23 protein-coding genes are annotated in these 19,393 nt (G+C 39.5%); 1 reads left to right on the top strand and 22 read right to left on the bottom strand.

All coding sequences use genetic code 11. The annotated features are described in order from the left end of the window. Positions 1–273 precede the first annotated feature (273 nt). The 11 genes from U2P91_RS02775 to U2P91_RS02725 all read right to left on the bottom strand — a co-directional run bounded on the left by U2P91_RS02775 (position 274) and on the right by U2P91_RS02725 (position 11,728). A complete protein-coding gene (locus U2P91_RS02775) occupies positions 274–1,461 on the bottom strand; it encodes a glycosyltransferase family 4 protein (protein ID WP_111886679.1) in 1,188 nt (395 codons plus the stop codon). Then, on the bottom strand, positions 1,458–2,588 hold the full coding sequence (locus tag U2P91_RS02770; protein WP_111886678.1) for a glycosyltransferase family 4 protein: 1,131 nt from the start codon (positions 2,586–2,588) through the stop codon (positions 1,458–1,460). The genes U2P91_RS02775 and U2P91_RS02770 overlap by 4 nt, the downstream gene beginning before the upstream one ends. Positions 2,589–2,600: 12 nt before the next feature. Next, positions 2,601–3,722: a DegT/DnrJ/EryC1/StrS family aminotransferase gene (locus U2P91_RS02765; RefSeq protein ID WP_111886677.1), complete on the bottom strand. Its 1,122-nt coding sequence runs from the start codon at positions 3,720–3,722 to the stop codon at positions 2,601–2,603. A 29-nt stretch (positions 3,723–3,751) separates the two neighbouring features. Next, positions 3,752–4,312 (bottom strand): N-acetyltransferase, encoded by a 561-nt coding sequence (locus U2P91_RS02760; protein WP_111886676.1) that lies wholly within the window; start codon positions 4,310–4,312, stop codon positions 3,752–3,754. Further along, complete coding sequence (locus U2P91_RS02755) at positions 4,309–5,391, bottom strand: Gfo/Idh/MocA family protein (protein ID WP_111886675.1); 1,083 nt, start codon at positions 5,389–5,391, stop codon at positions 4,309–4,311. The genes U2P91_RS02760 and U2P91_RS02755 overlap by 4 nt, the downstream gene beginning before the upstream one ends. A 12-nt stretch (positions 5,392–5,403) precedes the next feature. Continuing rightward, positions 5,404–6,708 carry a nucleotide sugar dehydrogenase gene (locus U2P91_RS02750; RefSeq protein WP_111886674.1) on the bottom strand — a complete coding sequence of 435 codons (1,305 nt, stop codon included), beginning with the start codon at positions 6,706–6,708 and terminating at the stop codon, positions 5,404–5,406. Between the two features lie 13 nt (positions 6,709–6,721). Then, positions 6,722–7,975 carry a glycosyltransferase family 4 protein gene (locus tag U2P91_RS02745; protein ID WP_111886673.1) on the bottom strand — a complete coding sequence of 418 codons (1,254 nt, stop codon included), beginning with the start codon at positions 7,973–7,975 and terminating at the stop codon, positions 6,722–6,724. After that, the gene (locus tag U2P91_RS02740) at positions 7,975–8,595 is read right to left on the bottom strand and encodes an acetyltransferase (protein ID WP_111886672.1); all 621 of its coding nucleotides are present in this window, start codon (positions 8,593–8,595) and stop codon (positions 7,975–7,977) included. Before U2P91_RS02740 ends, U2P91_RS02745 begins: the two co-directional genes overlap by 1 nt. Positions 8,596–8,644: 49 nt before the next feature. Then, positions 8,645–9,262: a sugar transferase gene (locus U2P91_RS02735; RefSeq protein WP_111886671.1), complete on the bottom strand. Its 618-nt coding sequence runs from the start codon at positions 9,260–9,262 to the stop codon at positions 8,645–8,647. Between the two features lie 6 nt (positions 9,263–9,268). After that, the gene (locus U2P91_RS02730; protein ID WP_111886670.1) at positions 9,269–10,375 is read right to left on the bottom strand and encodes a DegT/DnrJ/EryC1/StrS family aminotransferase; all 1,107 of its coding nucleotides are present in this window, start codon (positions 10,373–10,375) and stop codon (positions 9,269–9,271) included. A 105-nt stretch (positions 10,376–10,480) separates the two neighbouring features. After that, positions 10,481–11,728, bottom strand: a complete 1,248-nt coding sequence (locus U2P91_RS02725) for a glycosyl hydrolase family 28-related protein (RefSeq protein WP_111886669.1) — start codon at positions 11,726–11,728, stop codon at positions 10,481–10,483. A gap of 420 nt (positions 11,729–12,148) precedes the next feature. Between U2P91_RS02725 and U2P91_RS02720 the strand changes: the two genes are divergently transcribed. Further along, positions 12,149–12,469 (top strand): nucleoside triphosphate pyrophosphohydrolase, encoded by a 321-nt coding sequence (locus U2P91_RS02720; protein WP_111886668.1) that lies wholly within the window; start codon positions 12,149–12,151, stop codon positions 12,467–12,469. 91 nt (positions 12,470–12,560) lie between these two features. Here the strand turns inward: U2P91_RS02720 and U2P91_RS02715 are convergent, their stop codons facing one another. The 11 genes from U2P91_RS02715 to ylxM all read right to left on the bottom strand — a co-directional run bounded on the left by U2P91_RS02715 (position 12,561) and on the right by ylxM (position 19,270). Then, the gene (locus tag U2P91_RS02715) at positions 12,561–12,926 is read right to left on the bottom strand and encodes a YraN family protein (RefSeq protein WP_111886667.1); all 366 of its coding nucleotides are present in this window, start codon (positions 12,924–12,926) and stop codon (positions 12,561–12,563) included. Then, positions 12,926–13,702, bottom strand: a complete 777-nt coding sequence (locus tag U2P91_RS02710; RefSeq protein WP_111886666.1) for a ribonuclease HII — start codon at positions 13,700–13,702, stop codon at positions 12,926–12,928. The genes U2P91_RS02715 and U2P91_RS02710 overlap by 1 nt, the downstream gene beginning before the upstream one ends. 124 nt (positions 13,703–13,826) lie before the next feature. Further along, positions 13,827–14,675 (bottom strand): ribosome biogenesis GTPase YlqF, encoded by an 849-nt coding sequence (gene ylqF, locus U2P91_RS02705; protein WP_111886665.1) that lies wholly within the window; start codon positions 14,673–14,675, stop codon positions 13,827–13,829. A gap of 2 nt (positions 14,676–14,677) precedes the next feature. Continuing rightward, positions 14,678–15,205 carry a signal peptidase I gene (lepB, locus tag U2P91_RS02700; RefSeq protein ID WP_111886664.1) on the bottom strand — a complete coding sequence of 176 codons (528 nt, stop codon included), beginning with the start codon at positions 15,203–15,205 and terminating at the stop codon, positions 14,678–14,680. A gap of 76 nt (positions 15,206–15,281) precedes the next feature. Next, a complete protein-coding gene (rplS, locus tag U2P91_RS02695) occupies positions 15,282–15,626 on the bottom strand; it encodes a 50S ribosomal protein L19 (RefSeq protein WP_111886663.1) in 345 nt (114 codons plus the stop codon). Between the two features lie 112 nt (positions 15,627–15,738). Continuing rightward, positions 15,739–16,431, bottom strand: coding sequence for a tRNA (guanosine(37)-N1)-methyltransferase TrmD (gene trmD, locus U2P91_RS02690; protein ID WP_111886662.1), 693 nt, complete (start codon positions 16,429–16,431; stop codon positions 15,739–15,741). Continuing rightward, positions 16,428–16,943: a ribosome maturation factor RimM gene (rimM, locus tag U2P91_RS02685; RefSeq protein WP_111886661.1), complete on the bottom strand. Its 516-nt coding sequence runs from the start codon at positions 16,941–16,943 to the stop codon at positions 16,428–16,430. The genes trmD and rimM overlap by 4 nt, the downstream gene beginning before the upstream one ends. A gap of 69 nt (positions 16,944–17,012) precedes the next feature. Continuing rightward, positions 17,013–17,243: a KH domain-containing protein gene (locus U2P91_RS02680; protein ID WP_111886660.1), complete on the bottom strand. Its 231-nt coding sequence runs from the start codon at positions 17,241–17,243 to the stop codon at positions 17,013–17,015. Between the two features lie 16 nt (positions 17,244–17,259). Beyond that, positions 17,260–17,505, bottom strand: a complete 246-nt coding sequence (gene rpsP / locus U2P91_RS02675; RefSeq protein WP_026394772.1) for a 30S ribosomal protein S16 — start codon at positions 17,503–17,505, stop codon at positions 17,260–17,262. Between the two features lie 61 nt (positions 17,506–17,566). After that, complete coding sequence (gene ffh / locus U2P91_RS02670; protein WP_111886659.1) at positions 17,567–18,904, bottom strand: signal recognition particle protein; 1,338 nt, start codon at positions 18,902–18,904, stop codon at positions 17,567–17,569. Positions 18,905–18,913: 9 nt separating this feature from the next. Next, complete coding sequence (ylxM, locus tag U2P91_RS02665; protein WP_111886658.1) at positions 18,914–19,270, bottom strand: YlxM family DNA-binding protein; 357 nt, start codon at positions 19,268–19,270, stop codon at positions 18,914–18,916. Positions 19,271–19,393 lie beyond the last annotated feature (123 nt).

Below are 19,393 nucleotides of genomic sequence, written 5' to 3'. Positions count from 1 at the left end.
GAGAGGATTTGATAAAATGACAGTTTGGATTTTTCATTTAAAAAAATCATTCTCAGAATGTAAACGGCAACGAGAATATTAAAGAATGTGTTCCCACCCGGGGAAAACTTCATTATTGGGGAAAATGGCAGTATAAAAAACAAACCATAAATTCCATCCTCGCCACTGATGAAGATATAGCAACTCGCAATAATTATTCCAATTACTAAAAACAGATCATTCGAAAGGCCGAGAATAATAAATATTAGTGATAATACGAGTATCACGATGGAATTAGTTGATTTCCTGATTATCATTATGAACCTCTTTTTCGTCATCAATCATAGTGTTAATGAATCGTAAGATTCGATCAGTCCGATTGTTTATATGATACTCTTTTGACTGATCATAGGCGTTTTCTGCCATTTTTTTTCGCCGACTCACATCAGTTTTTAACGATTTAATTGCTTTGGCGATAGCAATAATATCCCTACTATCCACTCTTAGGGCATACTGGTCATTTAGAATATCGTCATTAAAGCTGAGGTCAGAAGAGATAATCGGCAACCCACAGGCCATTGCTTCAAGAATCGCGTTGCTGCATCCCTCTGCCAGGGTTGGCAGAACAAAGACATCTGAACTATTTAAATACTTACAAATCTGATCATGAGGAAGCTTTCCCATAAATAGAATTTCATCACCTTTAGGGATGAGGTCACCCGATCCAATATAGACTGCCTTTGCTTGATCTACCAGTTTTAAGGCATCTGATAGTCGCAAGATTCCTTTACGTTGATCAAATGAACCCATGAAAGATACGATAAAATCGTCTTTGGGTAATCCCAGATTTTTTCTCACTTCACCTTGGTCCAATTTATAAAACTTTTGGGGATCAATGGCGTTTGGAATCACGACCATCTTATCCAGTGGAGCAAGTTTCAACTCAACGCTTTCGTTCATATTTTTTGTCGACACACAGATCACACCGTCAATATCAATGAGAGCTTTATCAATCATCTTGCGGGTATAGAGACTTTCAACCCAAATCTTACTTTCACCTGTTGCAACGAAGAAAGGAATGCCATATTTTTTGCTGAGCAGACCAGCTGTTACACCCGAATGCCAAAAATGAGCATATAGAATATCGGGCTTTGGTATGATTTTTGAAAAAACCCTCATCACGGCCTTTTGGGCAAAATGTGCCGAAATATTTTTTCCGAAAATTCTAAGATTTGAAAATGACAGAACTCTGGGCTGATAAACATCCACCCACACCCCATCTTTAACGTAATCTTGCCAAAATTGTGGCCGGGCTGATTTTTTTTTCAGGAGCTTTCTTGTTATGCTTTGCGGGGCGATTACCGAACACCGATAGCCTTGCGTAGCAATTGAGCCGACAAGCTCTCTAACAAAGGTATATACCGGATCATTTTGTGTAGGATAGTTTGGTACAATAAAGCATATCTGTTTTTTTTGCATCATGGCCTACCCTCACCTTCTTTAAAATCTTTTTTTTTAATTGCCTCATATATCTTTTTATATTCCTGATTAATGTCTGACCAGCAGAATCGTCTGGCATTATTTATTGCATTTTGTGACAAATTATTGTAGTTCTTTTTTATTTGGATAATCTTATCGGCAATCTCTTCAGCATTGAAACAATCTACCGCAAATCCAACCTCACCATCTGTAAATTGACCATCAAAACCTTGTCCTTTTGTATAAATCACCGGCAATCCCTGACTCATCGCTTCGGGATAGACAAGACCAAAAGTTTCAGTGATAGAAGGCATCACAAATATATCATTGTTTCGATAAATCTCAATCAACTTTTCTTTAGAACAATGAGAAATGTATCGAATAAATTCTTCTTTTTCGATTTGATCATAAATTGCTTTGTCGGTGACTTTTCCGACAATCGTAAACGTCACATCATAGCCTTGCTGTATCAACCGCCTGATTGCTTTGATTGTTGATGGAATATTTTTTCTTTTATTGATCAGCCCAACAAATAGAAGGTTTAGTTTATCACTGGCTTGCTTTATTTTGGGAGCACCCAAATTATCCAGCCAATATTTATCGATACCATTTGGAATAACTGCACACTTGACAAACATTTCTTCATGTAAATGATCGGGCAGATATTCTTTTATCACTGCATCTCGATAGGTTGTCGATAAGAATATTATTTTTGAAGCCTCTTTCAAAATATTAATCCCCAATTTTCTCAGCCAGACCAGGCGTTTAAAAAATACGTTTACATCGGTATCTCTCACGGCAACGAGATAGGGAATGCCAACGTCTTTTTTTATCCGCATGGCTATATATCCATTGGAAAATAGTGAATGGGCGTGAACTACCGAATAATCATCAAGTTGATATGTTTTTTTTATATCTCGATAGATTTTTGTATGTTTTAAATGGAACAAATAACGATCATACCGTTTATGGTTAATCCTGATCGTGGTATAGTTTCCCAGATCGCGGGTTACCGGAATCGGTGTCGGTACATAGACATCGATTGCCATTCCCATTTTTATCTGTTCATCATATAAATGCTTATAAAAAGACCCTTGCGCATAATAGGAATTCACATGTAAAACTTTCATCTTTGCGATCCTCTAGACATTCAGAATTATCTTGCAAACTTGATCGATTTCTTCCTCTACAAGATAGGGGTGCATCGGCAACGATAACACCGTATCACAAAGCGCATTAGCGACCAGATAGTTGGATTCATCATATTCCCGGGAGCGAAAAGCTTCTTGTTTGTGCATGGGTTTCGAATAATAAATCATACTCGGTATCTTATGCTCACTTAATCTGGTTTTTAAGGTGTCTCTTTTTATTTTATTTTCAAGTTTGATGGTATACTGAGCGAAGCTGGAGTAATAACCCTCCGGTATTATCGGGACGCCGACAATGCCTTCTAATCTTTCATGATATCGTTTATAAATCTGGTTGATATCCGCAAGCTCATGTTCAATAAATGCTGTTAATTTAACATTTAAAACAGCTGCCTGAATTGTGTCCAACCGGGAATTGAGTCCAATCCTGACATTATCATATTTATTTGTTCCCTTACCATGAACCTTATACGAATTGAGCAGGTTGGCTAATTGATCACTATTTGTAAAAATTGCACCGCCATCTCCATAACAGCCGAGTGGTTTGGCCGGAAAAAATGATGTTGTGGCAGCATCACCAAAACTACCGGCCTTCTGTCCGTTAATATTTCCCCCAAAACCTTGGGCGGCATCTTCTAAAACCAGCAAATCATATTTTTGGGCAATCCTTGCAATTTCATGATGATCGGCAGGCAAACCAAATAGATCCACCGGAATGATCGCTTTTGGTTTTTGTTTACCTGCTTCAATCACGCTTTTGATGGCTTTTTCCAATTTGCTGGTATCAATATTAAATGTATTGGGATCAATGTCAACAAATATCGGTGTTGCCCCTCTTAAAGAAACAACTTCGCCAGTTGAAAAGAAAGTAAAATCAGGTACAAAGATCGCATCATCTTTTTCTATCCCCCAGGCCATTAACACCAATGTCATCGCTTCAGTACCATTGGCACAGGAAATACAATGTTTGACACCAACGTACTTCGCCAGTCGTTCTTCTAAAACATGAATTTCTGCTCCACTGATAAAGTCAGCCTTCATCAAAACTTTTTGAATGGCTCCGTCAATTTCATGTTTGTATTTTTGATACGGTATTTTTAAATCTCTGAACTCCATTGAAATCACTCTCCATTCGCAATATTTTCTTATTTCTCAATTAATTGATTATTCTCAAGCCTATATGTTCTTTCACAAATTTCACAGGATAGTCCTTCTTTTAATGGTGTTCCGCATTCGCAAACCCAGCCGATTTGTTTTGCCGGTATCCCCGCCATCAGAGCATAGTCTTTGACATCTTTGGTTACCACTGCACCAGAAGCAATCATTGCCCAACGACCGATGGTGTTGCCACAAACGATGGTTGCATTCGCACCGATTGATGCGCCATAGCTCACCAAAGTCTTTTTAAAGCCACCTGGACCTTTTGGATATTTACTTCTCGGGGTCAGGTCATTAGTAAAAACCATCGATGGTCCACAAAAAGCATAGTCTTCCAGTTCAACCCCTTCATATACTGAAACATTGTTTTGAATTTTTACCCCATTGCCAATTATTACACGACTGCCAATATTAACATTTTGTCCCAGTGAACAATTTGTGCCAATATGCGCTCCTTCTTGGATATGGCAAAAATGCCAGACCTTTGTTCCATCTCCAATTTTAACATCTTTATCGATATAACTGCTCTCATGGACAAAATAACTCATTTTTCAAATCTCCCTTTAAAGTCTGTGGTACTGCATTTTTCTAATGGCAACTTTATCCGCTGTCCTTCTGCGGCAGATTTGTAGATTGCTAAAACAAGCTCCACTGCTCTGCGACCGTCTTCTGCCGTGATGGATGGTTCCCGGTCATTTTTTATCGCGTCAATCACATCGGCATAATAGGGCGTATGGCCATAACCGTAGACACTAGGCGGGTTTTTACTAAACCGTTTTTTAACCTCCCCGGAGTCATTCAGGGCATCAGAAAATTGCCATTCTTCAATAATATTGACCGATTGACCGGCTGCTTTGACCGTTCCCTTTTCGCCAAACAGGTAAAGTGTCTCTTCCAAATTTTTGGGATAAATAGTCGTCGTTCCTTCAATAATACCATAACTGCCATTTGCAAAGCGGATTAAGGCAATTCCAAAGTCTTCCGCTTCAATATAGGGATGGTTGAGATTATCAGTCATCCCCACGACTTCGATGATATCATCTCCCATCATCCACCTCAGCAGATCAATATTGTGAATACATTGATTCATCAGGGCACCGCCATCGTGTTCCCAGGTCCCCCGCCATTTCGAACCAGCATAGTAGTCGCTTCCCCGGTTCCATCGAATATGCGCAGTTCCGTAAAATAGTTTTCCAAAACGTTTTTTGTCCAAGGCTTCTCTAATTTTAATAACTGACTGATTGAAACGGTTCTGATGACAAGCGCTGACCTTTATTCTTTTTTCTTTGGCTCGCTTGATGATCTCATCGGCTTCTTCAAGCGACAGGGCAATCGGTTTTTCAATAATTAAATTGCAACCAGCATCAATAAAATCCAATGCGATCGAACCATGCTTGCCATTTTCGGTGCAGATTGCAACCAGATCAAGTTTTTCATTTAGTATTAACGCTTGATGATCGGTATACTGATGGATTGTGTCCGACAGTTCAAATTTTTCCATTAGTGTGTTCATACTATCCGGGTAGACGTCACATAAAGCGACTATGTCAAGATCATTAGCCCTAGCAGCAGCAATATGATTGGCTGAAATCTTTCCGCATCCGATTATCGCATATTTTAAACCCAAGATGATACCTCCTTAAAGCAGTTCAATATTTTCTCGATCCACACTATTTTTCATGGCATTTTTTGTATCAAAAATTACTTTTGCATGTTTTTGAATCATATCATAATCAATATTCGTATGAGCAGTTGTAACGATGACCAGATCAGCCGATTCAATCAGTTCGATGGTTAGTTGTTCCTCACCTTTTCGTACTTTTCCATGTTCCTGAAATTCAGGTACAAATGAATCATAGTAACATACCTCTGCCCCTTCGTTTTCGATTTCATCCATTAATTTAATTGCCGGACTTTCTCTATAATCACCAATATCCTGTTTGTATGCGACACCAAGAAACAGGATTTTGGCGCCTTTTAATGTTTTTTTATGCCAATTCAAAATCTTACTGGCGCGCTCAGCACAATACTCGGGCATCCGGTCATTTACCATCATCGACGATTCAATCATTGATGTATGAAATCCGTACTCCCGGGCTTTCCAGGAAAGATAGTAAGGATCTAATGGAATACAGTGCCCACCAACCCCCGGGCCGGGATAAAAAGCCTGAAATCCATAGGGTTTTGATTTGGCGGCATCAATTACCTCCCAGATGCTGATCCCCATTTTATGGCACAACATGGCTAGCTCATTTACTAACCCAATATTAATATTACGATAGGTATTTTCAAGAATCTTTTCCATTTCTGCTACGGCTGGTGAGGAAACCCGATAAATGGGAGCCTGCAAAATACTCTCATACATAGCAGCGGCAACTTCGGTACACTGGGGGGTGATGCCTCCGGTCACCTTAGGTGTGTTTTTTGTTTTGTAGATCAGATTTCCGGGATCAACCCGTTCAGGTGAAAAAGCCAGAAAGAAATCCTCTCCGCATTTTAATCCGGACGATTCAAAAATTGGTTTAAGCAGTTCTTCTGTTGTCCCAGGATAGGTGGTCGATTCCAGAACAATCAGCATTTCTTTATGCATGTATGGAACAATGCTCTCCGCCGAGGATTTAACATAGCTAATATCCGGCTGCTGGTGTTCATCAAGGGGTGTTGGCACGCAAATGCATACGCAATCGGCTGCTGCTACCTTTGAAAAATCCGTTGTAGCCGAAAGCAGGCCTGACGTCACAATTTCTTCCAGATCTTCATTCACCACATCCCCAATATAATTATTACCAGCATTAACCATGTCAACTTTTTCTTTTTGGACGTCAAAACCAATGGTTTTAAAACCAGCTTTGGCTTTTTCCACTGCCAGTGGCAGCCCCACATAACCAAGACCGACTACACCTAAGATTGCTGTTTTAGAAATTAATTTCTCTTTGATCGTCATTTTATAACTCCCTTTAAATTAATTCGATAAGTTTTTCCGTTAACCGCTGATAATCATAGTCCTTCGCAGCCTTTAAGGCATTTTCACAGTATTGCTGATACTCGCTTCCCGGCATATTGCTAAAGTGGATAATCGTTTTGGCTAATTGTTTCGGATCGGCCTGATCAACCACCACTCCGCAATGGTACTTTTTTATAAGATCATAACCAAACTCACAGTCAGAAACCGTAGGTTTTCCACTGGCAAAATATTCAAACATTTTATTGAGACTGGCCCCGTACTTTTTTATTTGATTGTCTTCAAAGTGAATGATATTAAGATTTGATTTACTTAAGACATAGGGTATTTTATTTTTGCTGACATAACCTTTAAACACAACATTGTCAATGTTATTTTTTTTACAAAAATCTTCCAGGTTTTTTTTATCACTGCCATCACCATAAATAAGGAATATAATCTGATTGACCGTTTCATTTTTGACAACTCGAGCTGCATCAACAATGGTTTTTATGTTATTCACAAGGCGAATTGACCCGGTATAGATGACTTTAAAGGTTTGCTCATTGTCTAAATCCCGGTCTTCCAATTTATAAATTGTCTGATTTCTTTTAAAAGCAGCTAAATCAACGCCATTATTGATGTGATATACTTTTTTAAGATCAATAGAGCCACCATTTTGTTTACTCCACCCGCGTTCAATGATGTAATCAGTCCCACCTTCCATGGTAAAGATAAGTTTGTCTGCCTTTTCATAGATCCATTTTTCGCCGCGATAAAGCACTTTTGCAATCAGGCTGGTTCTTTTTAAACCGCTATAGGCCACAATACTTTCTGGCCATAAATCCCGCACTTCGCAAATACAGGGGACTTTAAACTTCTTTGCGATTTTTATGCCCGCAATCAGGGTGAGAGGATGAACACTTGACGCCAGAATGACATCCGGTTTTTTATTTTTTTTTGCATATTCTTTTGCAACCGGGAAGAGATTTTTATAAAAACGCATCATGTTATAGAGCCTTTTTCTTGCATTTCCAACATAATCAGGTGTTTTTATAATCACAAAAGGGATCTCATCGATTACATCCACCCGATAATTATTCTTTTCAATCTCAATATTTTCATTCGAAAAATGATTGGTTGAGGCACAGAAAATAACAGGATTGTAGCCTCTTTTCCTTAGATTTTGTGCAAAAGAGTAATGCCTCCCGGCACGATCCTTATACATACTTGTGGCATAATGGTTCCAAATCCAAACAGTCTTTTTCATCAACGAATACTCCTTGCCGGTACGCCCACGTAGGTTCCAGATTCGGTTATATCTTTTACTACAACCGCCCCAGCACCAATTTTACAGTTTGCTGTAACGGTCAAATTATTACTGACAACACTGCCAATGCCAATCCAGCTTTTTTCACCAATTTCAACCATCCCTGCCAAATGCGCCCCAGGCGATACATGAACATAGTCTGCTATTCGGTTATCATGATCTACCGTCGCCGCCGTATTGATAATACAGCCTCGTCCGATTCTTGTTGCACTATTGATTACAACCCCGGCCATAATAACAGAGCCAACCCCAATCTCAACTTCCGATCCAATAATCGCCGCTGGATGAATTAAAACCGGTAGCTTTGCCCCTGCTGATCCCAACGTTTTGTGAATATTCTCTCTTATCGCGTTGTTTCCAACCGCGACAAAAATATCAGCTTCATCGATATAGTTAACGGCATCGACTGTTTTTCCCACAACACGATATCCCATGCAAGTCGTAATCGATACATCATCATCCAAAAAAAAGATGTGCTTCCAAATATTCATTTTGATCGCAATATCGACAACTACCTTTCCATGGCCACTTGCCCCGATGATCATTAATTTCTCTTTCATAATGCCATGTCTCCCTCTGGTTAGTATGATGAAATTTCAAAGACAATTCTTAGTCTGTAAGTTTTGTTCCTTGAAACAACTCCATCGTTGTCGAATCATTTGCGTTTATTCCTTCTCTTTTGAAAACTTTTTTCATCGTGAGAAAAATAATTTTCCAGTCACCAATAAAACTGATCGTATCAACATACGCAACGTCCAAATTAAATTTTTCTTCCCAACTAATCGCATTACGACCATTGATCTGAGCTAAACCTGATAAGCCAGGTCTGACCTCGTGTCGTCTTTTTTGTTGCTCATTATAAAGTGGCAAGTATTGGACCAGCAAAGGTCGTGGACCAATGACAGACATATCTCCTTTTAACACATTGACCAGTTCCGGTAACTCATCCAGACTGGTCGACCTTAAAAAATTGCCAAACCTGGTCAACCGCTTATCATCAGGCAATAACGCGCCTTTTTCATCTCGTTGATCAGTCATAGTTCTAAATTTATACAGTGTAAAGATTTTTTCATTTAGACCAGGTCTTTTTTGTTTAAATAATACCGGACTGCCCAATTTTTTTTTGATTGTCAACACTAAAACAACATATAGTGGCGATAGTACAATGATCGCCGCCAAAGATAAACAAAAATCCATTGGTCTTTTTATAAATCTTTTGTAAAGCATTTATTATCACAATCCTTTAATAATTTTGCAGATGCGTTCCTGATCTGTATCTGTCATCTTGGTATCAGAAGGCAAACAAACCCCTGATTCAAAGAGTCTTTCGGACACGGTTGTGCCAATATAATCACACCAACTAAAATAAGGTTGTTGATGCATGGGTTTCCAGATCGGCCGGGATTCAATATTCTCTTCTTCCAGAGCATCCATTATCTCCAGCGGTTTTATTTTACTATCCAGGGTTATACAACTTAGCCAATAATTAGGTTCATTCCAGAGATTGACAGGCATAAATTGAATTCCTGGCAATTCACCTAATTCTCTTTTGTAAAACTCAAAGATCTTTTTTTTCTTTGCAACTCTCAGATCCAATACTTTTAGTTGACCTCTGCCAATCCCAGCTGAAATATTGCTCATGCGATAGTTAAAGCCTAATTCACTGTGCTGATAATGTCTCGCTGAATCTCTTGACTGCGTCGACCAGAATCTTACCTTTTGTATCTTCTCTTTATTGTTGGAAACAAGCATTCCACCGCCAGAAGTGGTTATAATCTTATTCCCATTAAAACTAAATACACCATACTCACCAAAGGTGCCCGTCTGTCTGCCTTTGTATAAGCTTCCCAGAGATTCAGCTGCATCTTCGATCACCGCAACGCCATGACGATTACAAATTGCCATGATTCTATCCATATCAGCCGATAAACCATAAAGATGAACGACAATCACAGCTTTCACATTGGGATATTTCTGGAAAGCTTCTTCTAATGCCAGTGGGCACATATTCCAGGTTTCCTCGTCACTGTCAATAAATACAGGAATCGCTTTTTCATAAATAATGGGATTTACAGTTGCCGAAAATGTGAGCGTCGGACAAAAGACAATATCACCTTCCCCTACACCAACCGCTCTCAAGGCCAGGTGAATAGCCGCAGTCCCGGTATTTAATGCCGCGGCGTATCTCACCCCCACTTTTGATGCAAACTCTTTTTCAAATTCATTAACATTTGGTCCAAGCGGTGCAATCCAATTGGTACTAAACGCTTCTTTAATATACGCCATTTCAAATCCTTCATCACTCATATGCGGCGATGCCAGATATATTTTCTCTCCCATTGCGGTCTGCCTCCTAAACAGTGTTGATTGATGTCATCTTAACTCATCGCTGAACAAATCTTAAGATGCCACTAAACGAATTTGCTTATTCTAGTCTTTATTAAATCACTCAATAATCAGGTTCTTTATTTTTGCCGCACTCTCAACGCTGTATAATGGAATATTTTTTACCTCACTTGATTTAAAAGATGACAATTTTAAATCCTCAATATCTCCAATTAATTGACATAATGACCCTGTCATATCGCTGGCGTCAATTGTAACACTTGAAATTGTCGATTGATTAACATTTTCAATACTGAATCCGCCATGGTCATTCTCTTGCTGTTTTGATCCACTGATGTTCACGCCATCAATGTTTAATTCGGATGCATCGTTTATTTTAAAGCCCAAGCTACTACCTTTTATAATCAAACCAGATATTGTAATGTTTGTAGCACCACTATTAATATGAACGCCTACTACACTATCCTTGATACGACAGTCTTTAAATACCATATTTTCTGGTGGATGACGATACTGAGGATTCCCTGCTATTGCGATACCGCCACCAGAGGCATTATTAAACTCAACATTCTGGAAATAAAAATTGCTGTTGTCTCCTCTCAGATAAGCAGAATGCAGCCATTTGGTACCGCCATCATTTGAATTCAGCACACTATCAACCATACTAAAGCCATTCGTGCCGGAGATCTGTATCGGCATCCCGGAGTTATCGATCCTTAAATTGCTTATTTTTATATCTTTATTTCTCAACTTACCGGCCTGAGATATTTTCAAACCAACATAGACATCCTCCATAAAAACATCACTTATTTTCATCGTGTCTACGCCTTGAAAATACATGCCTTGAACATTGCTAACCATACTATTTTCATAATAATCGATACCTATAATCTTATTTTCAGATTTCAAAGTCAGGCCTTCAATTGAAATATTTGAAACCATGTCGTCGGGACTTGACCATAGCATATTTCTGATTGTGTCTTCTTCCGGAGCCATAAATAATGTTGCACCATAGCCGCTTATATGCGTGTTTTCCTTCATGACAAGCTGTTTTGTTATCAGATATGATTCACTCGATTCTGGTATCACCAACAGTGCCTTTTCTTTGCTTGCATCATCAATTGCATTTTGCAAGGCCGTTGTGTCATCCGTTAAACCATCTCCTTTTGCCCCATAATCTTTTGCATTTATTTCTTTATCAAGCGGCACCAAGACTTCTTTTATTTGATCTGGATTTGATGATAGCTTTTCAGAGGTGTTCAAAATTTCGGGACTTATGTAGTTAAACGCAAAAACACCAAGGCTGATGACTGCCAGTATTACCACTGATATCGTTAACTTACTCATAAAAATCTTCCTTCCGATATTAAACTAAATAACTATCCATCTTTAAAGATCTGGTCGTCCTGGCCAAAACCAAACCTGTAAATCACTGCTTAAAATAGAACTATTCTAATTATAATAGTATTTCTTTAACAAAATTACAAGTATTAGTTTCATTTTAGTAAATGGTCAATCTTTTTAATTATTAATCGTGCGCTTCTTCAAGTTACTTAAGATATATACCCAAGATTCCTCAAATAACGCAGAGATTCACAGCGCCACATGCTGCTCTTCCACCTTAAATTGCGCCCCCCCTTTTTAACTCCTGGATGATTTATTATATCATAAAGCAAATTGGAATCAGCGGAGGTTTTCTTAAAAATATCTTATCCCTCTTGTTTTTAAATAGACTGATTGGGTATAATATGTTTGAGGTGATAGATTATGAAAGTTGAGTATAATAAAATTGTTCGGGATAAGATTCCAAAAATCATTAAAGACAGTGGACGTACCTGTGAGTACAAAATCTTAGGTGAATCAGAAGTTCGAGATGCATTAAAAGAAAAGCTTCTTGAAAAAGCTCAGATATTTTTGAAGCGACCCTCGGAAGATGAACTTTCGGATATCTACGAATTGCTGGATACAATTGTGGAGACCTTTGAATATGAGCCACTTCATATTGACTATTTAAAAATTCAGAATAAAGAGACTAAGGGTACCTATTCTGAAAAGGTGTTTCTGATCTCAGTGGATGACGGCCAATAGTATTTAAAAAACAGGACTGAGGTCAAATAAATCTGATCTTAGTCCTGTTCTTTCAGATTAATTGAATTCCTCTCACACTAAATCCATTGCATTAAAATGAAAATGCGTTTTCAAAGTGATTAATCACTTGCTCGCCATCTAAGCCGTAATATATTTCAATGACATCAAAGCGAACGCTTACGTCATCTAGCTGTTTCTCCTTTAAATACCAAAGCGCCGTTTTCGCAATGCGTTTTTGTTTAGCCCGATTCACCGCTTCCCGGGGATATCCGTAATCCAGATTCTTTCGATACTTCACTTCGACAAAAACCAGGGTATCACCATCCTGGGTAATAAGATCAATTTCACCAGACGGTTTTTTATAATTCATTTGACAAATCCGATGATTGATATTTTCTAAAAATGTTACCGCCAGTGCTTCCCCGGCCTTTCCTTTTTTGAGATTGTGTGTCTTCATTACAAACCGATATTTTTTATGAAGCTTCGACGGTGAATGGGCGTTGGTCCATGCTTATAAAGGGCTTTTATATGTTCGGCGGTACCATAACCCATATTGTGATCGAAACCATATTCGGGATACTCCTCGTGATAAATCTGCATCAGATTATCCCGGTAGACCTTGGCAACAATGCTCGCCGCGGCGATGGTATAACTGGTGGCATCGCCGTGGATAATCGATTTTTGGGAAATTTTGGAGTCAATTTGGAGGGCATCAATGAGTAGCAGATCCGGTTTTGTGGATAATGTACTTAACGAATCAGTCATGGCTTTTTTAGTGGCATTTAGAATGTTGAGACTGTCAATCCCATCATTATCGACCTGGCCGATGGCATAATCCAACGCGTCTTCAAGCAGCTGCTCGCATAAACTTTCCCGCATTTTTTTTGAAACCTTTTTTGAATCATTAACATACAAACGATTGGAATCCGGCTTTAAAACAATGACACAGGTTACCACTGGTCCCGCTAACGGACCCCGTCCAACCTCATCAATACCACCAATTTTTTTTATCCCATTGTTGTAATAGCTTGTCTCAATCGATTTCATCCTTTTAATCCGTTCTATTTCGATCATTCTAGCGTCAACCTTTTTTTCCAAAGATTTTGCGATTTTTTGAACTGCTTGACGTGTATCGCGCTTTAGATCGGGAATCAGGTCCTGGTACGCTTTTATATCCAGTGTTGAAATATAGTCTTTAAGTGACGTAATGGTCATGTTTTGAAATGAATTCATACTTACCTCTTTTTGTTTTTTTACGTATCTTTGGATATTATACTACAGAATTAAAATAAAAAAAACAACCATCTTCCTGACAAACAGAAAGTGATTGTTTTAAATAAGCTATCGCGTACTTTTTTTAAAAGTTATTATTTGGTCGTTCCAGAGTGATACGTCCAATCCGACCATTTTTAAAATCATTGAGTATCAGCACACTGGTACGCGCATAATCGTACTCGCCACCTTTAATCAGCAGTCCCCGACTCTTAGCAATAGCATCGAAAACCTCGGGAAGATTTTTTCCTTCAATCTCGATTTTATAAATCGCTTCCAGTTCATCAGGATAATATACCAACAAGTATTTGAGCAAATCAGCCGCAATATTTTCTTTTTCATAAATCGTATCTTTGATGGAACCTAACCAGGCTAAATGCAGCCCCACTAGTGGATCATCGAATTTTGGCCATAATATCCCCGGGGTATCCAAAAGCATCAGGTGATCCGGAGTACTAAGCCATTGCTGCCCCTTTGTAACGCCCGGCTTATTGCCAATCTGGGTTTTCTTTTTTCCAATGAGGCTGTTAATAACCGTCGATTTCCCGACGTTGGGAATTCCGCAAACCAGGCATTTTACCTGCGCTTTCTCTTTGATATTAAGTTCATGAATGGTTCTGACCAGGTCGGTTTTCATCCGCCGATCGAAGGCATCAAACAGTACAACCTTCTGAATGTCAGTATTTTTTTTAAACCAGTCCATCCATAAAAGACTGACTTCCGGATCCGCTAAATCCGACTTATTTAGCAACAAGATGTGCTGCTTATTCCAGGTATACTGGTTAATCTCGGGATTCTTGCTCGATAACGGCAGTCTGGCATCGACCACTTCGATCACCACATTGATGAGCTTGAGTTTTTCTTTTATTTCTCGATTGGCCTTCGCCATATGACCCGGATACCATTGTATGTATTCAATTTTCTCTTCTGACATTTTTATACCAGTCCAATTTCCGAAAGGGGCCAAATTCTAAAGATCACTTTGCCGTCAATGGCATCTCTTTCGACAAAACCCAGACTCGGATAACGACTGTCCGAACTATTTGCGCGGTTATCCCCCATCACAAAATAAGTACCAACTGGAACGGTGACTTCTGAAAAATCTTCGTACGCTTCAGTGTTGATATACGCTTCAGATAAGGGCTCACCGTTCCGATAAACAACCATATCTTTTATCTCAATGGTATCTCCGCCCTTTCCTATTACCCGTTTGACATACTCAACGCTATCACTATAACTGAGGATCACAATCTCGCCATAATCTGGCTCACCGATGGTATAGCCGATTTTATTGACAATCAGGCGATCACCCCCTACCAGGGTGGGAAACATCGAACTTCCCTGGACCATGACAAAGTCAAATAGAAACATTTTTATGATAAAAGCAAGAACAATGGCAATCACTGCGGATTGTATCCATTCTTTAAGTTCCAAATTACCCTTAGAGTCCTGATCTTCTTTCATTTCTTCACTTCCTTGCTAACAACTCGTTATTTTAAACAACCAAGTTAATCAAAAAAGAGGCTTGCCAGCCTCTGAATTATACTCTTTTTTCTTTGACTTTTGCTGCTTTACCGACGCGATCACGAAGATAGTTAAGTTTAGCTCGACGGACTTTACCATGTCGAACCACTTCAACTTTTTCGATCTTTGGTGAGTGGACCAGAAAGGTTCGTTCAACCCCAACACCCGAAGAAAGTTTACGTACTGTGAATGTTTCACCCACACCACCATTTTGTTTTTTAAGCACAATGCCTTCAAAAATCTGAATTCTTTCACGTTTACCTTCAATAACTTTAACATGAACTTTGACCGTGTCACCAACGCTAAACTTAGGTGGCTCTGCCTTCATATTTTCTAATTGAATCTTTTTAATAATGTCCATTTTTTTTCTCCTTAATATTCGATTTCCGACGTTCATGCATCATGTACAGAGGACCGTCTCCCTTGATAACATACTGACATATTATACACTTTGCTAACTCTTTATGCAAGTTTTATTTATTTATATTTTGATAGTGTTCAAATAAATCTGGTCGGATTAGCCGGGTGCGTGTCTCTGCCTGGCTTAAACGCCACTTTTTGATCTCGGCATGATTGCCTGAAAGTAGCACTTCCGGTACTTCCTGACCTTCAAAATCCCGCGGCTTGGTATAATGGGGATATTCGAGCAAATGACTTTCAAAAGATTCTTCCGCCAAACTATCACCATTGCCCAAAAAACCGGGAATATGGCGGGCCATCGCATCAGCCAGGGTCAGAGCCGGTAATTCTCCACCCGTTAAGACATAGTCCCCCACCGAAAATTCCAGATCCACGTAAGCATCGATAACGCGCTGATCAATGCCTTCATAATGGCCACAGATAAAAACAATTCCCGGATATTTAGAAAGTGTCATCCCATCTTTTTGTTTAAACGGTTTGCCCCCCGGCGTTAAATAAACGACTGGATAAGTACGAAAATCGGGAATACTTTTTAAGGCTGCAACAATCGGCGGAGCTGCCATCACCATACCAGCACCACCTCCATAGGGGGTATCATCAACCTTATGATGCTTATTACCGGAGAAGTCGCGGATATTGATCACAGCATAGTCAATCAAACCCGCCTTGACGCCGCGACCGATCATTCCGGTTTGAAAATACGTTTCAAAGATTTCCGGAAATAAGGTTAAAAAATAAAATTTCATAGATCCAATATTTCCTGTGGGATACTGGCATCAATTCGTCCAGTTTTGACATTGATTTCATTGAAATAGAGTTTTCTCGCGGGAACACAATAGACTTTCTTGCCTGCGGTGATAATATAAACATCCACCCCTCCGGCTTGCATCACATCGGTAATTTTTCCTAACAGTTGGCCGTCATTATAAACCGGTAAGCCCAATAATTCTTCGATAAAAAACTCATCTTCTTCCAATGTAACTGCCAGTTCTTTTGGGATACCGACTTCCCAACCCGTCAATGCTTCGGCATCATTACGGTTGGTGATACCTTCGAGAAACAACAACACGTTGTTTTTATGAAGGCGGCAATTGGTAATCTTATAGTCCACTTCACTTTTGCCATGGATCAGGGTGACCCCATCCAGGTCATAAAAACGGCCCGGATCATCGGTTAAAGGTAATACTTTTAATTCACCCTTGATGCCATGAACACCAAGAATACGGCCAACGATGATTAAACGATTATTATTTTCCATTGTTATCTCCTGTTTTTTTGCCCTGAAAAAGACACGAAAAAAAAGAGCTGTATACACAGCCCAATGCCTTTATTGGATGATTTCCAACATGACACGTTTGTCTTCTTTCGTGGCAGCGGCTTTTATGACGGTACGAATTGCTTTTGCGATACGCCCCTGTTTTCCAATGACCTTGCCCATATCATCGTCAGCGACTTTCAATTCCAAAACAATGGATTGTTCGCCTTCAACTTCTGAGACAGATACCGCATCGGGGTGTTCAACAAGAGCTTTGGCAATAATTTCCACAAGTTCTTTCATCATTTACCTCCTGGTACTACTCGATTACGTTTTCTCTTTTTAATAAATACTTAACGGTGTCCGTTGGTTTTGCGCCATTGGCCAACCATGTCTTGGCTTTGTCTGCATCTACTTTTACGAGTGCAGGGTCAACACAAGGGTTGTAGTATCCAATTTCTTCGATGAACTTACCATCACGTGGTGCCCGTGCATCAGCAACAACGATTCTATAAAAAGGTTTCTTCTTCTTACCCATTCTTTTTAATCTGATTTTTACTGCCATGTTCGTTCCCCCTTTCTTAACTTCTTTATCTAATGACATAATGTCCTTGATAACACTGATTTTACATAAACGGAAGCTTCATCCGTCCTTTTTTGGCCATGTTCGGATTTGACATTTGCTTCATCATCTTTTTGGACTGTTCAAAACCCTTTAATAACCGGTTAACATCCGCTACCATAGTACCGCTTCCCAACGCGATTCGTCTTCGTCGGCTGGCATTGATGATCCCGGGTTTATGGCGTTCTTCCTTGGTCATCGATAAGATGATGGCCTCGGTTTTTTTTGTATCCGCCCCCGATAAATCGACATTTTTCATGGCTTTCTTACTGGCTCCCGGCATCATTTCCAGCAAGCTGCTAATCGAGCCCATGCTTTCGATCTGCCTGATCTGATCCAAAAAGTCATTCAGATCAAAATCCTGATTTCTGAACTTTTCTTCCAGTTCTTTGGCTTTTTCATCATCCATCATACTTTGGGCTTTATCAATAAAGGATAGTACATCCCCCATTCCCAAAATCCGCGATGCCATCCGGTCCGGATAAAAAAGTTCAATATCGGTCAGTTTTTCACCGGTGCCGATATATTTGATCGCCTTGCCAATCGTATAGGTAATCGATAAGGCCGCCCCGCCACGGGTATCGCCATCCAACTTGGTCAGGATTACCCCTGAAATATCAAGCAGGCGATTAAACTCATTAGCTACATTGACCGATTCCTGTCCGGTCATCCCATCGACCGTTAATAAAATTTCGGTAGGATTAATGACTTCTTTAATATTAACCAATTCATCCATTAGCGCTTCATCGATTTGTAATCGACCGGCCGTATCCATAACCACCAGATCATAATGGCCTTCAACTGCTTTTTTAAGTCCCCGTTTGGCAATGCCGACCGGGTCTTTTATATCATGTTCAGAGTAAACGTCAATTTTTAATTCATCCCCGAGAATTTCAAGCTGCTTAATCGCTGCTGGACGATAGACGTCACAAGCAACCAGCAAGGGTTTGAATTTTTTCTCTTTGCGCAACAGGTTGGCAAGCTTAGCTGCTGTGGTTGTTTTACCAGCACCCTGGAGACCCACCATCATATAAACATTCTGGCGTCCCTGGATAAAGTCCATGCGCTCAATTTCACCGCCCAGAAGGGTTGTCATTTCATCTTTTACAATCTTGATAAACTGCTGTCCCGGAGTCAGGCTGCTAAGTACCTCTTGGCCGATGGCGCGCTCACCGATATTTTTGGTAAACTGTTTAACGACTTTGAAATTGACATCGGCTTCTAAAAGAGCCATTTTTATTTCCCGATTGACTTCCTGGATGTCTTTTTCGTTTAATTTTCCTTTGCGCTTAAGTTGGGAAAATATATTTTGAAATTTTTCATTTAATCCTTCAAAGATCATCTGTCACCTCTAGTTTTCTTCACTGACTTTTTTCAGTTTTTCAACCACCAGCATCAATTCAGATTGTAGCTGCTCGTCTTTTTCACGATCAACACAGTCCAATAGAACTTTCTCAATTTCTTCCAGAATAATTTGAGATTTTAAAAACTTGGCGATGAGTCCCAGTTTTTCTTCATAGGCTTCCATCATGGCTTTAGAGCGTTTAATCACATCAAAAATACCCTGACGGGTAACTGCCATTACCTCAGCAATTTCAGCCAGGCTATAGTCATCATCATAGTAATACTCTAAAATCTGCTTCTGCTTAGCGGTTAGCAGTTCGCCATAAAAATCAAATAAATATTGTTCCCCTACTTTTTTTTCCATATGCACCTTCGATATCGTCGTAAAGGAATTTTACTTGACGACTTAATTATTGTAAGTCCTGACAGTAAAAAAGTCAAGCTTTTATTCGCGCTCTTTGGGACATTTCGTTAAAATCTTTATAAA

The organism is Acetobacterium sp. K1/6, from assembly GCF_034438075.1.
GTDB classification, from domain to species: domain Bacteria; phylum Bacillota; class Clostridia; order Eubacteriales; family Eubacteriaceae; genus Acetobacterium; species Acetobacterium carbinolicum.
Note: the sequence above shows the minus strand (reverse complement) of the source record. Positions and strands in the feature narration are given on the sequence as shown.

What these genes read in the sequence shown, in the direction of transcription:
- U2P91_RS02775 (WP_111886679.1), bottom strand. Translation starts at nt 1,461, where the DNA reads ATGATGCAAAAAAAACAGATATGCTTTATTGTACCAAACTATCCTACA.
- U2P91_RS02770 (WP_111886678.1), bottom strand. Translation starts at nt 2,588, where the DNA reads ATGAAAGTTTTACATGTGAATTCCTATTATGCGCAAGGGTCTTTTTAT.
- U2P91_RS02765 (WP_111886677.1), bottom strand. Translation starts at nt 3,722, where the DNA reads ATGGAGTTCAGAGATTTAAAAATACCGTATCAAAAATACAAACATGAA.
- U2P91_RS02760 (WP_111886676.1), bottom strand. Translation starts at nt 4,312, where the DNA reads ATGAGTTATTTTGTCCATGAGAGCAGTTATATCGATAAAGATGTTAAA.
- U2P91_RS02750 (WP_111886674.1), bottom strand. Translation starts at nt 6,708, where the DNA reads ATGACGATCAAAGAGAAATTAATTTCTAAAACAGCAATCTTAGGTGTA.
- U2P91_RS02745 (WP_111886673.1), bottom strand. Translation starts at nt 7,975, where the DNA reads ATGAAAAAGACTGTTTGGATTTGGAACCATTATGCCACAAGTATGTAT.
- U2P91_RS02740 (WP_111886672.1), bottom strand. Translation starts at nt 8,595, where the DNA reads ATGAAAGAGAAATTAATGATCATCGGGGCAAGTGGCCATGGAAAGGTA.
- U2P91_RS02735 (WP_111886671.1), bottom strand. Translation starts at nt 9,262, where the DNA reads ATGCTTTACAAAAGATTTATAAAAAGACCAATGGATTTTTGTTTATCT.
- U2P91_RS02730 (WP_111886670.1), bottom strand. Translation starts at nt 10,375, where the DNA reads ATGGGAGAGAAAATATATCTGGCATCGCCGCATATGAGTGATGAAGGA.
- U2P91_RS02725 (WP_111886669.1), bottom strand. Translation starts at nt 11,728, where the DNA reads ATGAGTAAGTTAACGATATCAGTGGTAATACTGGCAGTCATCAGCCTT.
- U2P91_RS02720 (WP_111886668.1), top strand. Translation starts at nt 12,149, where the DNA reads ATGAAAGTTGAGTATAATAAAATTGTTCGGGATAAGATTCCAAAAATC.
- U2P91_RS02715 (WP_111886667.1), bottom strand. Translation starts at nt 12,926, where the DNA reads ATGAAGACACACAATCTCAAAAAAGGAAAGGCCGGGGAAGCACTGGCG.
- U2P91_RS02710 (WP_111886666.1), bottom strand. Translation starts at nt 13,702, where the DNA reads ATGAATTCATTTCAAAACATGACCATTACGTCACTTAAAGACTATATT.
- ylqF (WP_111886665.1), bottom strand. Translation starts at nt 14,675, where the DNA reads ATGTCAGAAGAGAAAATTGAATACATACAATGGTATCCGGGTCATATG.
- lepB (WP_111886664.1), bottom strand. Translation starts at nt 15,205, where the DNA reads ATGAAAGAAGATCAGGACTCTAAGGGTAATTTGGAACTTAAAGAATGG.
- rplS (WP_111886663.1), bottom strand. Translation starts at nt 15,626, where the DNA reads ATGGACATTATTAAAAAGATTCAATTAGAAAATATGAAGGCAGAGCCA.
- trmD (WP_111886662.1), bottom strand. Translation starts at nt 16,431, where the DNA reads ATGAAATTTTATTTTTTAACCTTATTTCCGGAAATCTTTGAAACGTAT.
- rimM (WP_111886661.1), bottom strand. Translation starts at nt 16,943, where the DNA reads ATGGAAAATAATAATCGTTTAATCATCGTTGGCCGTATTCTTGGTGTT.
- U2P91_RS02680 (WP_111886660.1), bottom strand. Translation starts at nt 17,243, where the DNA reads ATGAAAGAACTTGTGGAAATTATTGCCAAAGCTCTTGTTGAACACCCC.
- rpsP (WP_026394772.1), bottom strand. Translation starts at nt 17,505, where the DNA reads ATGGCAGTAAAAATCAGATTAAAAAGAATGGGTAAGAAGAAGAAACCT.
- ffh (WP_111886659.1), bottom strand. Translation starts at nt 18,904, where the DNA reads ATGATCTTTGAAGGATTAAATGAAAAATTTCAAAATATATTTTCCCAA.
- ylxM (WP_111886658.1), bottom strand. Translation starts at nt 19,270, where the DNA reads ATGGAAAAAAAAGTAGGGGAACAATATTTATTTGATTTTTATGGCGAA.